Annotated in this window: 9 protein-coding genes; 6 read left to right on the top strand and 3 right to left on the bottom strand. The window is 58.3% G+C overall.

All coding sequences use genetic code 11. The features are described 5' to 3' along the window. The first annotated feature begins 218 nt into the window (after positions 1 to 218). Together FCK22_RS16530 and FCK22_RS16525 are read left to right on the top strand one after the other, a co-directional pair. The gene (locus FCK22_RS16530) at positions 219 to 1,004 is read left to right on the top strand and encodes a Stf0 family sulfotransferase (protein WP_169306113.1); all 786 of its coding nucleotides are present in this window, start codon (positions 219 to 221) and stop codon (positions 1,002 to 1,004) included. A 7-nt stretch (positions 1,005 to 1,011) separates the two neighbouring features. Beyond that, the gene (locus FCK22_RS16525; protein WP_136720664.1) at positions 1,012 to 2,496 is read left to right on the top strand and encodes a glycosyltransferase; all 1,485 of its coding nucleotides are present in this window, start codon (positions 1,012 to 1,014) and stop codon (positions 2,494 to 2,496) included. Here FCK22_RS16525 and FCK22_RS16520 read toward each other — a convergent pair. Then, positions 2,493 to 5,000, bottom strand: coding sequence for a glycosyltransferase family 2 protein (locus FCK22_RS16520; protein WP_169306112.1), 2,508 nt, complete (start codon positions 4,998 to 5,000; stop codon positions 2,493 to 2,495). The genes FCK22_RS16525 and FCK22_RS16520 overlap by 4 nt on opposite strands. A 490-nt stretch (positions 5,001 to 5,490) precedes the next feature. Continuing rightward, positions 5,491 to 8,559 carry a glycosyltransferase gene (locus tag FCK22_RS16515; protein WP_136720662.1) on the bottom strand — a complete coding sequence of 1,023 codons (3,069 nt, stop codon included), beginning with the start codon at positions 8,557 to 8,559 and terminating at the stop codon, positions 5,491 to 5,493. A gap of 117 nt (positions 8,560 to 8,676) precedes the next feature. On the opposite strand from FCK22_RS16515, the gene FCK22_RS16510 reads away from it, so the two are divergent. From FCK22_RS16510 to FCK22_RS16495, 4 genes are all read left to right on the top strand, one after another. Then, positions 8,677 to 9,453 carry a hypothetical protein gene (locus FCK22_RS16510; protein WP_136720661.1) on the top strand — a complete coding sequence of 259 codons (777 nt, stop codon included), beginning with the start codon at positions 8,677 to 8,679 and terminating at the stop codon, positions 9,451 to 9,453. A gap of 52 nt (positions 9,454 to 9,505) precedes the next feature. Then, positions 9,506 to 10,408 carry an SMP-30/gluconolactonase/LRE family protein gene (locus FCK22_RS16505; protein ID WP_349237608.1) on the top strand — a complete coding sequence of 301 codons (903 nt, stop codon included), beginning with the start codon at positions 9,506 to 9,508 and terminating at the stop codon, positions 10,406 to 10,408. A 102-nt stretch (positions 10,409 to 10,510) separates the two neighbouring features. Beyond that, the gene (locus tag FCK22_RS16500) at positions 10,511 to 11,617 is read left to right on the top strand and encodes a hypothetical protein (RefSeq protein WP_136720660.1); all 1,107 of its coding nucleotides are present in this window, start codon (positions 10,511 to 10,513) and stop codon (positions 11,615 to 11,617) included. 63 nt (positions 11,618 to 11,680) lie between these two features. After that, complete coding sequence (locus FCK22_RS16495; RefSeq protein ID WP_136720659.1) at positions 11,681 to 12,808, top strand: hypothetical protein; 1,128 nt, start codon at positions 11,681 to 11,683, stop codon at positions 12,806 to 12,808. Between the two features lie 17 nt (positions 12,809 to 12,825). Here the strand turns inward: FCK22_RS16495 and FCK22_RS16490 are convergent, their stop codons facing one another. After that, on the bottom strand, positions 12,826 to 13,314 hold the full coding sequence (locus FCK22_RS16490) for a hypothetical protein (protein WP_136720658.1): 489 nt from the start codon (positions 13,312 to 13,314) through the stop codon (positions 12,826 to 12,828). Positions 13,315 to 13,425 lie beyond the last annotated feature (111 nt).

The following is a 13,425-nucleotide window of genomic DNA, read 5'->3' as shown; positions in this document are numbered from 1 at the left end:
TTCGGGAAGAAAGGCGCAAGTTTGCCCATTTGCTCATCGGTCAGCCAGAAAAGTTCACTCATGTCACCACTCCTTTTCCGAGCCGTGAATCATGCAGAGAGACCGAAATCAATGCATCCTGACCCTAATTTCAGAAGTGTTTTGACAGGGCGGGACTGTTGAACCCCCTTATCGTTCCCGGATAAAGGGAGGAATAAAGATGCATAAGGAGCCTGTTGTTGGCCTCAGTTCTTAGGAAGCTTGAAACGCTGCGCAGTTCTGGCGGCGAAGCGGCTCAGCATAAGTTTCTCATTATCGGTCTGCCGCGTAGTGGCACCACCTATCTAATGACCCTACTAAATGCCCATGCCCGTATCTCTTGCGAAGGCGAGCATTATAACCCTTATGCCGTCATTCAAGGTGATCATGACGACAGCCATGAAGCCGTGGTTGGCCGGGACAGCGATCCTGTGGGGCATATGGAGCAGTTCTTTGCTCAACCTCAGGCAGCGGGCGTGACCCATGCCGGGTTCAAATTTATGATCGGGCATAATGTACGGGTGCTGCAGCAGCTTGAGCAGATGCCCGATGTTACCTTGATATATGTCTGGCGGGAAAACCGGCTTGCGCAGGTGTCGTCTTTGATGCGGGCGGCGCGCGATAAAAATTGGGCCGAGACTGAAAAGCAAGCGCGCAAAAAGCGTGATCCAAACCTGAAGATCAAAGCCAACCCACGGCAAATCAGCCACCGTTGGCATGAATATGCGACATTCGATCATCTGTTTCGCGGCTGGTTGGCGGCGCGGCCCAATCCGCGTTTCACGGTTGAATATCGCGAGATGTTCCAACCCGGCTTCAAAGAAAAGATCTGCGCCAAACTGGGACTAGAGGTGGACCCTGCCATGGAAAGCCCCTTGGTCAAGCAAAACCCCAATACCATCGCTGACCGTTTTGCAGAGCCCGGCCCGATCCGCTATTATTTCAAAAAGATCGGCTATGGCGGCTGGTTAGATGACGAATTGTGACCGCCCTTTGCGTATACTTTATTACAACTGGGTTGATTACCTTGATGACGAACGCCGCGGGGGCGGGGTGACTGTCTATCAGCGTAACCTGATGGCGGCGCTGGACGATCAGCCGGGGGTGGAGGCCACGTTCGTCTCTGCGGGTGTGGCGTATGATCTACGCAACGGGCCACCTCGGTGGGAGCAGCAACGTTTCGGCCCTGATACTGATCGCGCGCGGCGCTTTGAGATCGTCAATTCCGCGGTTTTGGCGCCCGCGCATCACGGCTTTGGCAGCGCGGCGCAGATCACTGACCCGGCGACCGAGGCGGTGTTTTTCGATTTCATCGAAAAAACTGGCCCCTATGATGTGGTGCATTTCAACAATCTCGAAGGGCTGCCCGCAGCGGTTCTAAAGATGAAAGAGCGTTGGCCGCAGACCCGTGTGGTGATGTCGCTGCACAATTACTATCCTTTCTGCCCGCAGGTGAACCTGTGGCATCAAGAGCGTGAGACCTGCGATGATTTCGACGCGGGACGGGCCTGTGTGAACTGCCTGCCGCATGTTCATGACGCGCGGCACATGCGTCTCTCGGGCGGGGTGTCGCAGACACTCAAAAGCCTCGGGCTGCGCCCCGGCAGCTGGTCCTATGACAAAGCCTATCGTTGGTCGATGCGGCTGGGAGGACGCGGGGCACGGGCGTGGCGGCGGATCAATCAGACCCGACCAAAGCGCCGGGCGTCACCGGGGGAGTTGCAGCGGATTACCCCTGTTGATGGCAGCGGCTATGTTGCGCGGCGGCGCGAGATGGTGGCGTTGATCAATGCCCATTGTGATACGGTTCTTTGCGTCTCTGACGCGGTGCGGCGGCTGGCACTGGCGCATGGGCTGCGCGAAGAAATCACCCATACCTCCTATATTGGCACCCGCGAGGCGGCGGCTTTTGAGCGGACCACGCCACGGGATTTTCCTGCGCGAAATGATGGCACGCTGACGCTGGCTTATCTCGGCTATATGCGGCGCGACAAAGGGTTCTATTTTTTGCTGAAAGCGCTAGAGGAAATGCCTGCCGCGATGGCCGGGCGTATGCGGCTTGAGGTGGCAGCACGGCGTGGGGACCGGGCGGTCATGGCGCGGCTCAAAGACCTTGCCCCGCGTTTGGCGGCGCTGACCTATGCCGATGGCTATGCGCATGATGATCTCGACCGGCTGCTGGGCCCTGTTGATGTGGGGTTGGTGCCGGTGTTGTGGCATGACAACCTGCCACAGGTGGCGATTGAAATGCACGCGCGCCATATTCCCTTGCTTACCGCCGATATGGGCGGTGCGCAGGAATTGGGCAACTGCCCTGAGATGGTGTTCCGCGCCGGAGATATCGCGGCGTTCCATGCCCGGATCGCCGCACTTTTGGCGGGCGAAGTTGATATGGATGCCTATTGGCAGGGGGCCATGGCCCCGGTCGGCATGGCCCAGCATATGGAAGACCTAATGGGGCATTATCGCCCGCGTTAGGCTCTGTCTTCACCTCGCAACACAGACTGAATAAAGGGGCTGTCGCGCCACGCCACTGAAAGATCGGGGTCAAAGATACGGTCACGGCCTTCAGAGGTCAGTGCGAGGTATTTACGGTATTCCTCTGCATCATTGAAATGTTGGCGCCGGGCGACTTCGGCGCGCGCTTTGCGGCGGAAATCGGCATTGTATTTGAAATGCGCAAAGATCAATTCGCGCTTTGACAATGTCACATCGCCAACGAAATGCAGCCCAGCCGAGAGCCGCATCCACGGTTGATAGCGCAGCAGGGCGATCTTTTGTGCGACGAACAGATCGGGCCGCGCGCCTTCGATCAAACGGTGACGCAATGCGCTGGTCCATGTAGGCATGTTAGAAAAGGGTCCGCGGCCGTGCCATGTGCTGAGGAAAGGGGTTCGGTCGCAAAAACCGGCCTCGGCAAAAGGATCACCGCTGGCAAAATCTGCCGACTCCAACCGCCCCTCTGGGTACATGTCCAGCATGAAGAGCCGCGCCGCATCCGCGTCTTTGAAGGCATCCGAGGCCAGAAGCTCAGGCAGGCTCTCGCGCTGGTCTTCTTGCCAGACCAGCAGCTCATCCGCATCCGCCACCAGGGACCATTTTCCCGGGCGCACCGCGGCCATCATCGCCTGTTGCCACGCCACACCGTAGCGCGACAGCTTGTAATCGGTATCGACCGAGAAAAGAGCCACATCCGGTTGCTCGGCCAGATATTCGCGGGTGCCATCGTCAGAGACATTATCGGCGATCAAAAAGGCTGTGGCCCCAAGTTTGCGGTAATGAGCCAGAAAATGCGGCAGCATGAACATCTCATTGCGCATACAGGCAACCACGGCGATCTCGGCCTCAGCTGCTGCTGCGACAGAGGCCTCAGAGGTGATCAATTCCAGCGCGTTGCTTTGATAGCCCAAGGTCACATTCTGATAGCTTGGCCATATTTTGCGCGGCCATAGGCCATGATGGTCAAGCCTTGCCAAGTCTTCCTGTTGGCCCTCGTGGGTGTCCATATGGGCTTGCATCACGGGAGCGCTTTTGCTGGGCATGAAGCTGTTTTGCCAAAAGGCCACCGGGGTGGCTGCGCCAAAGCTGCGGCGGCGGATTGTGGTGCGGTAGTCGGTTTCATCTACATGGATACCCCGTAGCGACAACAAATCGCCCAGCATCTTGTCTTCCATAAAGGAGGTTTCGATCAGGCGCTGACCTTCGGGGCTTTGGGCGGCATCAAGGGCCGCGTCCATGGCGCGGCGCGAGAGGGCATAGCCCGAGCCACCGTCGGCGTAGCTTGAGGGTTCAGGAGATTTATCAAGGTCGAACTTGCCACGATCAGAAGCGGACTTCTGTTGATGCCAGATTCGGTCGGTCTGGGCCAACCCGCGGCGCAATTTGCGGCCATAGTAGTCACTGGCACGGTAGTTCAGGCTGTTAAACAACAGCGGCGCATTAACGAAGCAGTCATCGTCGATCTTATACATATGCGCAAAGTCACTGTGATCACGCACCCATGCGATGGCCGCGAGGGTCTTTTGTGGCAGCCCTTCGTAATCGTCGGGCGCATCCAGATGTAGCACGTCGCCATCTAGTCGTCCGTCGCCATTACCCACAATGATGACATAAGGAATGCCGAGGTCTTTCAGCAGCCTCAGCCAGCCGTCGCGCAGGGCGGGGATGCGCGTCTCAAGATAGGGCGCGCAGGAAAATACCGTGATGATCGTGTCGTAGAGCGAGTTTTCGGCCTTTAAAACAGTCTCTGAGGGCAGTGTGGGCAGAGGGCTGTCCTCAAAGATTTCTTTCAGTATTTTGGCATGTGGCAGACCGCTGGCTTGTAGTTTCATCCAAGCCATGCGGGGGGCGGTGGCTTGATTAAAGGCGGTGCGGTGATCAGGGCTGAGTTCCTTGATACGATCCGCCGCCCAGGTGGCTAGGCGCTGCGCCAACTCCGGCTGGGTTTGCCCCCATATGGTTACGAGGATGAGGCCCAGACCGAGGCCCAGAAAACGCGCGTCTGGATCGGCGAGCCGGTCCAGACGCGCCAGTAGGGTTTGAATATCGGCAGGGGGCGCTGTGGGGGCAGCGGAAAAACTGGCGATCTGCTGCGCGAGGGTGATTTGAAGATCAGACAGGGGCGCGCGGGGCAGATCAGGATAGAGATCAGCCACTGTTTGCGCGACCAAAGTGCCGACTTCGTCGCTTACAGAACTGCTACAGGGGGCCGCCATATGGCGCAAAGCGGCCCGGCCGCTGGACTGTGTGGCCGGGGTTGGCAGTTGCATTAGCGCTGACATTTCAAGCGGTGCATCGTCCGCTTGGGGCAGCCCTGACGGACCAAGCAGTTCACGCCGTACCCGGGGCACATCTTGGGCGCCGAGCGCCTCAAGCTGGCGCAGAGCGGCATCAATACGCTGCCGCTCTGCGGGGCTTTGGGCGGGCTGAGTGGCCTGCAAATCGGCGAAGGCCGCACGGGCCTGTATAATTTCGGACGGCATGGTTTGCGCATGATCGCATTCTGAATCCAACAGTTGCCAGAACTGTCGCGATAAGGCGTAGGCTGAAAGGCAGAAGTTCGCCACATCGCGGCTTAAGTAATAGGAAAACATTGCACGGTTGCACAGCAGTTGCACAGCCATGTGAGTCAGTTCGGTACAGTGGGCACGCTCCCAATAGTCTGGGACGCGTCGAGAAATAAACGCCATAATAGCATAGAGAATATCCTCGCGATCTTCATTCGGTAGTCGTGTTGCGCTTATGGCTTCGCGTCCGACCCAAGCCAGCGCGGGGGTGACGACCCAGCCCGCACCGGGCTCCGCCAGTGACCACAGCAACGGGCGCAATTCTGTAATGCGCCCCTCGGCCATGAGATAGGGAGCCATGGCGGAATTGGACCAACGGTCTTGGCTAGGGGTAAAGGGGGGGAGCTTCTCGGCCCCTGCCATTTTCGCTAGCGCATGAAAATCTTGGCCTGCGCGACAGAAGGGATCACTGAGCGCCAGAAAAAAAACCCTGACGTGCGGCAGGTGGCAGGGCAATATCGGCCACCACACGCAGCGGGTCTGCGGGCGGGGTTTGCCGTTGGCTTAGGGCAAAGCGGGCCAGCGCGGTCTGGATGAGAGAGGTGACCGGATCCGGAAGGAGTTTGACAGGAGCCACGGCTTGGGCATCAGTGGTGGGGCTATCGGGGGGCTCAAGAAAGTCTGACAGATCAAACTGCCGTGCCAGCACCCGCGCATCGCTTTGCGCTTGGAGGGAAAGAAGCGGCATCAGAGCGCCGTGGCGGATATGTTCGATCAAAGTGAGCACCAGCGTGCTGTCTGCGACAGAAGGGTCTTGAGCCAGCAGGGTCTCGATACGGTTTGCCATATCCGCGCGTGATAGGTGCAGTGCCGCACCGCGGGGTGCGCCATCTGGGCCATTCAATTGCAGGACAATTGTGGCCTCTGGGGGGAGGTCGCGCCAGATCCGACCCGGCAACAGCGCCTGTAGTGCGGTTTTCTCATTCATGGCTGCGGCGGGGGTCAGCGCTGGCGCTGTTACCGTCTCTGGGGAGGCGTGTAGGTAGTGATCTGTAACCTCTCCGACTGCGCGCAGCACCAGCCGAGGATCCAGTATCAGCCCGTCCTCTGGCGCTTGGGGCATCAGGTCAAGCGGCTGCACGGCACCTTCTACATGCAGATAAGCAATGTTCTCTACGCCGCGCAGCCCTTGGCGGTGGAACGGGCTCCGAGCGCCTATATCAAACAGTACTTCGGCCTCCAGTAAGACACGCACCCGCGGCGGGGTGAATTCGATGGTTAGCACGGCCCCTTGCCGGGGCAGAGGATGCGCGCGTTGGCGTTCCGCACGCCAGTTTCCATCGGCACGGCTGTCGTTGCAGACCACCAGCCCTTCTTCAAAGCGCAGCGACAGATGGAAGGGCACATGGGTACGGTCCGGCCCGAAAAAGGTGATATTGCCGTAGGGGGTTTCGTGGAAATCCACTTGAAAGCGAAAGAGCCCAGCCTTTTGAAGCGGAAAGAGCAGCAGCGCCGGGTGGCTTTCGGGCAGGGTGCTGCGCGCAGCGGACCGGGGCAAGGCGGGCAGGGCAGGTGGCACATCTCCAGCGAAGGCGGGGCGACCGCGGGCGCGGCGCCAGATTGCACGGGCGGCGCGCATCGGATCAAGCAGCGCCAGAAATTTTGGGCCGATCATCGGATCGAACCCCGCCGGGCCGCTGCCGCCATGGCTAAGCCCGCGCAGGGCTGCGGCTGCGGCTGCGCGCAGCAATCGTGGGGCTTGTTTTATCAAACGTGGCCGAGGCGCGAGGGGGGCCGTGGGGGTGAGTTGCCGCCAGAGCGCCCGGGCATAGAGCCTGCGCTGCCAGCCTTTCGGAAGTTGCTGCGCCAGTACCCGTGGCAGGCCCCGGCAAAGCGCATCATGCCCGCGCCAGACAGTGGAGAGCGGAGCATGTTTGGGCAGGGCGCGGGTGATACCGGCCCAAGGCGTATGCGCGACCCCGCCAGAGGTCAGCGCCGCAGCAAGAGAGAGCGCAGGACCCGAGGCCAGAGGTCGCTTCCCTGTCAGTTCTGCCTTTTGCAGTGCTGCCCGGTCAAAGATTTTTCCCGCAAGATCAAGCTCCAGTCCGAGCGCCTGCACCGGGCTGAGCGGAATATCGGAAACCATGAGATCGGTCCTGCTAGGCAGAGAGCGGGGATCAACGAAGGCGGGGTGATAGACAGGTGCCTCGACCCCGCCACCTGCCTGCAAAATGGGCGACACGCCAAGAGCGACATCGCTGCGCAACATCGCCTCAATCCAAGCGAGCAGCGCGCCGGGGTGCAACGTGTCTCCAGCGTCGAGAAAAGTCAGATAGCGCCCTTGGGCAGCGGCCACACCGCAGGCCCGTGCATGGCCCGCGCCGTGGCCTTTCTGGGTCAGGACTTGGACATGCGGCGCGGCAATTTCCTGTGCTGCTTTGGCGGTTTTGTCTCCCTCACAAACCAGCAGCACCTCATGCCCCGGGCCATGTTGAGCGGTAAGGCTGCTTAGGCTTTCGCGCAGCATCCCGTCGTCGCTGCCATCCCATGCAAGGATCACGCTTAGGGGCAGTTGCCCGGCCATCTCCAGCCCCCAAGCGCGGCTGATGTCTTCGTCCCAGTCAGGGGTATAGGTCAGACTCTCCTCTTCCATAAACTGGGCGGCAGCATGGGCGAAACGCGCGCGGCGGGCGGGGTCATGCAGCGCCGTGCTGCGTTCAAACAACAACCGCGAGGCGATGGCGGCAAAAGCAGTCTCTGCGCCGGGCTTTTTGCTGTCTTGCATCAGGCCGTGCATCTCGTGTAGCACTGCGAATTGGTCAAAAACACGGTCGTCATCGCTGGCGGTGATCTGACCCACGCGGCCCCGGGTCTGCAGGTACAGCGCTTGGGGCAGATGCAGCAGATGGTCGCTGCGTGATGCCGCGCGGTAAAAGAACGTGTGATCTTCAAACCAAGTGCCCACGTCAAAGCGCAGCCCCTCAATGAGGGAGCGGCGGTAGAGCTTGTTCCAAGCCGATGGGAAATGCACGATCACATCATGCCAAGTTTCCAGCCGGTAGCGCCGTGTCACCGGATGCATGGTCAAATCCTTGGCCCCATGGATTGCCGAATGGGTCAGCCCGCTGCCATCGGCAAAACATTCCTGCAGACCACAAGCAACCCAATCGGCGCCGCTGTCTTGCAAGGCCTGCCAAAGCTGCATCAGGTAATCAGGCATCACCCGATCATCGCTGTCGACAAAGGCGATATAGGCACCGCGCGCGGCTTCAAGCCCGGTGTTGCGTGCCGCCGAAAGACCGCCGTTCTCTTGTGATATCAGACGAAAACGCGGATCGCCCCCCGCAGCAGCCAGCGCCTGTGCGGCACTGTTATCGGTGGCACCGTCATCAATCATCAGCACTTCGAAATCTGTGAAGGTCTGGCCCAACAGGCTGGCGATGCAGGGGCGCACATGATCCGCCACATTGTAAATCGGCACGATCACCGAGATTTTAGGGGATGCGGGCAAAGCGGAGGGGTGTTTCATGCTCATGGCCAACTTTTCCTCCACCCTAAGGGCGAGGACAAGCCCCGTAGCACTGCTTGCCCTACAAAAGCGGCGATGATACCAGCATTTGGGTTCAGAAGTCGCGGCCAAAAGGATTCAGACGTGAGTTACCCCTATATTATCTGGACCATGCGCCGTACCGGGGGTACCACCCTTGCAGCGCTTTTGGCCACCCTGTCAGAACATCCGGGCATCGCCCATGAGCCTTTCAACCCTGACCGTTTGTTCGGTGCGATATCCACAGCTTGGGCGCAAGATCCCGACTCAGACCGTCTGCGCGCGGAACTGACCGAAGCGCTGGGCCGGCGACCGGTAATCAAACATTGCTATGAACTGCACCCTGGGCTTTTCAATAAAATCCTCCTCGAGGTGGCCACAGGTCTGGGTTATCGCCATGTAGTGTTGGACCGACGTGCCGAAGTTAACCGTATTCTATCGCTGGAACTGGCCAAGATTACGGGCGTCTGGGGGCCGGGTGAGGCTGAGGCGGCTTATGACCGTATCGCGCGCGGTGAAGAGGTTTTAGCACCGATCCCGGTGGCTCAGGCGGTTCAGCACATGCGCTTTTGTGCTGCCGCGCGGGTGCGTCTGACGGCGCAATTTGACGCCCTTGGGGTCGACCCGCATGTGGTCTTTTTCGAGGATGTCTATGCCGACCCTGACCCCAAAGCAGGCATGGACCGGGTCTATGCAATCCTGCGGTTCTTGGAAATTGATCCAAAGGCGCATCCCAAGTCTTATGCGATGATCGTGGATGCTCTGACTAACAAGGGCCAAAAAACCCGGCGGATTATGGATGCGGTGCCTAACCTAGATGAGGCACAAGCGGCGCTTTCGTCAGAGATGACGCCTGAGGGTAGTCATTTTACAGCGTCTTAGACTATGCCTAGACTTCATGAAATGTTGTTGACCCCAAGATGAGTGTCCCCACATGGGCAAAGACGTAAGACCTAGCTACGGGCTTGGAAATATGACAGATGAAATTCACTCCGAATGTTTTGATGCGCGTCAGTCCATCTTGGGGGAGGGGCCTTTGTGGCATCCACTGCGCCAAGAGCTTTTTTGGTTCGATATTATTAACAAGCGCATGATGTCTCGAAGGGGCGAAGAGCCATCATCTTGGCAGTTCGAAGAACATGTGTCCGCAGCCGGCTGGGTGGATGAAGAGACATTGTTGATCGCTTCCGAAACGGGGCTGAGGACATTTTCACTTTCCTCGCGGGAAACTCATTTGATTACGTCGTTGGAAGCTGAAAACCAAGTGACCCGGTCCAACGATGGACGTGCGGACCCTTGGGGAGGGTTTTGGATCGGAACAATGGGCAAATCCGCCGAGGCGGAGGCGGGCAAGATTTACCGTTATTTCGAAGGCGCGCTTACGGTGCTTTTCGATGGGATTACTATTCCCAATGCGATCTGCTTTTCCCCAGATCGGCATATGGCTTATTTCGCGGATACCCCTCGCCAGAAGATAATGGCGCAGCCGCTTGATGATCGTGGCTTCCCTATAGGTGCCACTCGTCTTTTCGTAGATTTAAGTGCCGAGGGGCTTTTCCCCGATGGAGCCGTGGTAGATCGGGAGGGGTGTCTTTGGAATGCGCAATGGGGCGCTGGGCGCGTGGCACGCTATGCGCCTGATGGGCGCTACCTGTCACAGGTCAGTCTGCCCGTCCCACATGCCAGTTGCCCGGCTTTTGGGGGGGCACAGATGACAGAGCTTTTCGCGACTACCGCCACAGAAGGCATTGCCGCCCCGACGGCACAGGACGGGCAGGTCTTTTGTTGCACTCTTTCTCATCAGGGGCAGGCCGAACCGGCGGTGCGGTTGGGATAAGCGTTTTCATTGGCCTGTGCTTCGGTTAAGCTTTTGCTATGGCTCCCGAAGCCGGATTGCCGTTTGACGAAACTCATTCCGATATTGTAGTATTGCGCGCCCTTGTCTTTTTCTTTGCCTGCTTCCTTTATTGATGCTTGTTCAGCCAAACGCGCAGAGCGGGGTTTTGTCCCTTTAGATATGCTTTTTGCCGCGCTGCCTGCGGCCACATCTGTTGCTGAAGCTCAAGGCCATGCCCGCCGCGTCGCGCGGATGTTCAATGGGTCCAATTTAACGCATGAGAAGATCCGCATGGCCTCCCGATCAGGTGATCAGGAGGCGGCCAATCTTGAGGCGTGGTTGAGTCTGAATAATATCTGTCCCGCCCCGGTGCATGCATTACCTGGCGAGCGAGCACAGTCCTTGGAGCAAGAAATACTTGCCGATCCGGCAGGGTATCTTGCGCGTGCTGACCGGCCCTATCCCTATTCGGTGAATGAGCAGCATTGGGGCTTTAATATTGATTGGGTGAACGCACTGCTAGAGCGGGGGCGGACGCGAATGAAACGTTTTGCTGCCACTCGGCAGAGAGATGTCGCCGTTTTGGTGGGCAATGGCCCGTCGCTAAAGCAAACCGATCTGAGCCTCCTTCAGGGGCAGGATGTTTATATTTCGAATTATGCGGTCAGTCACCCGGCACTATCGACTGTGGCGCGCGGCGTGGCGGTTAGCAATTACTTTGTTGCCGAACAAGCCCCGGAAGTGTTTTTCGACCTGCCCTATTGGCGCGTACTGCCTGTAGGGCTTTCCCATGTTCTAAGGGATGATGAGAACACCATCTGGCTTAACGCCCTCGGTGGACCGTTATTTTTCTCTGAAACGCCACAGACGTATATCGCATGGCATGCCACGGTTAGCTTTTTCTGGCTTCAAGTTCTGCTGGCGCTGGGCTACCGCAAAGTGCTGTTGATTGGCGTTGATAACAGTTACCGCCAGCCTGACGCTGTGCGCGAAGGTACCCTCCTTCGGCAAGATGAAGACGATGAGAACCATTTTGATCCCGGGTATTTCAGGGGTAAGCTTTGGCAAGCCGCCGATACAGACCACATGGCCCGTACCTATAAATTGGCCAAAACGGCTTTTGAGGCCGCTGGGGCGGAGATCGTTAATTGCACGGTGGGCGGCGCTTTGGAGAGCTTTCGGCGCGCGCCCTTGGGGCAAGAGCTTTGAGAATCCACAGGATGCAAGCGTGTTGGATATTCCTGCTGGAACCTTCGCGCAGGAGAACGCAATATGCCGAAAGCAAAGCCAGAGGTTCCCGTGTCTAAAATCAAGACTGACAAAAAAGATCTTCCCGTCGTCATTGAGGCGGAAGAGATATTTGCCCCCGTGATCGAGGGCCACATGAAGTCCTTGTTCTGGCCGGATCTACATGTCCATGAGGCGCTGTCTGAGGTGGCAGAGGATAGAACTCTGCAGGTGCTTGTGGTCCTTGTGCAGCCCGTCGAGGCCCTCGCGCGGCGTTTGGATGCGGGTCTTGCCTGTGCTGAGGCGCTGGCAGAATGGACAGCAGAAGCAGAAGCGCTTTTGGGGGCAGCACGCCGCCGCCGGCGCCAGCTTGTGCTGGTTGACGCAAGAGCCTTGCTGTCAAACGATCCCGAGTTGCTGACAGAACTTGATTTTGAACTGCGCAGCAATGCGCAGCCTTCCGAGGGGCCCGTATTGCCCGACCCAAACTATCTTATTCTGGCAGAAACGCTTTTGCGTCAGGATGAGGCGGCTACCCGCTTGTTGCAAGAGCTTGCAGCCCTGCGTCGCGGCCCCCATGAAAATCTGCCTAACGCAACCCACCTCGAAGAGGCCCTAAGTGACCTGCAAGCGTTGAAAGACAGGCAAGCTGAGTTGGAAGTCTATAAAAAACAGATTGCCTCGGCGAGCGAGGAAGCCGAGCTTCTGCGTGAGAACCTGTCGCTTAGGGTGGAGGCTGACACTGCAAGTGGTGGTGCCGTGAGCTCTTATTTGAAGGCGGCAAAGGAAGAGTTGGAGCTTTTGCGCGAGAATGCCGCTTTGCATCTGAACGCGGCAAAGAAGTCGGGGGCCAGACTGTCGGAGCTTGAAGAGGAGTGTGAAGCTCTACGTCAAGCTGCGATGGAACGGCATGCGCTCAAAGCGAAATCCGACGCTCTGGAGCATCGGCTCAAGCAAAGTGATACCAAACGCGCTCATCGTGAGACGATCTTGGCGCGGGTCATGCTGGAGGATCAAAGAAAGCTTCAAGCCGCCTATGCCCGTGGGGATGCGCTGAACCGAGAACTTTCAGCCGCCCGGGATGAGTTGTCAGGCGTTTACGGGTCGCGCTCTTGGCAGGTTACCAAGCCGTTTCGCGCGGTTCGCAGGCGCGGAAAAGTGCGCCCGCACTAAGCCGGCGCCGAATCTCGTTACACCGCTTCGAGGGTTTGGCTATGTAGAACCCGCATGTCGCGCAGCGTGAATGAGCTGCTCCGCACAGACAAAGGCAAGACCAATGTGTGATAGCCTGCGCCCTCAGCCAGAGGATCGCCGAGAGCGACTTGATGCAAAAGCGTGCTCAGGGTCGGCGCTGTCTCAAAGCTCAGGGCTTCGCTGAAGGGGGTGTCATATTCGATACCCGCGCGGAAGCTGCGAATGAAAGGCAAGACGGTAAAGGGGTCTTCTGCTTGGGTCTCGGCTAGCAGTCCCAGGATTTCCTCGACGGCAAAGCTGCCCTCCCCCAGCTCAATATTGAGCGACAGCCACTGCGGCGTGCCTGTAACGTCGGTTGTTGCCTGCAAAAGGCTGCCTTCGGCGTCCTGCAAAGTGATTTTAACGTCGCTTTGCGAAAGATCGGCGCTGAAATAGACCCCTGGCAGCAGATGCTCCCCCGGCGCGACAGGGCCTGTTGCTTGCATATGACGCAGGCGTTCGAGGGTGCTTGTTGCAGCGGCGATGCAAGGATGAATCACTTTGTAGCCTTTGGTTGAATTGTAGTTATTTCGTTATAGGGTGACCGACATTTTTTC

The organism is Sulfitobacter sp. 15WGC (assembly GCF_005068605.1).
GTDB lineage: Bacteria > Pseudomonadota > Alphaproteobacteria > Rhodobacterales > Rhodobacteraceae > Sulfitobacter > Sulfitobacter faviae.
Note: the sequence above shows the minus strand (reverse complement) of the source record. Positions and strands in the feature narration are given on the sequence as shown.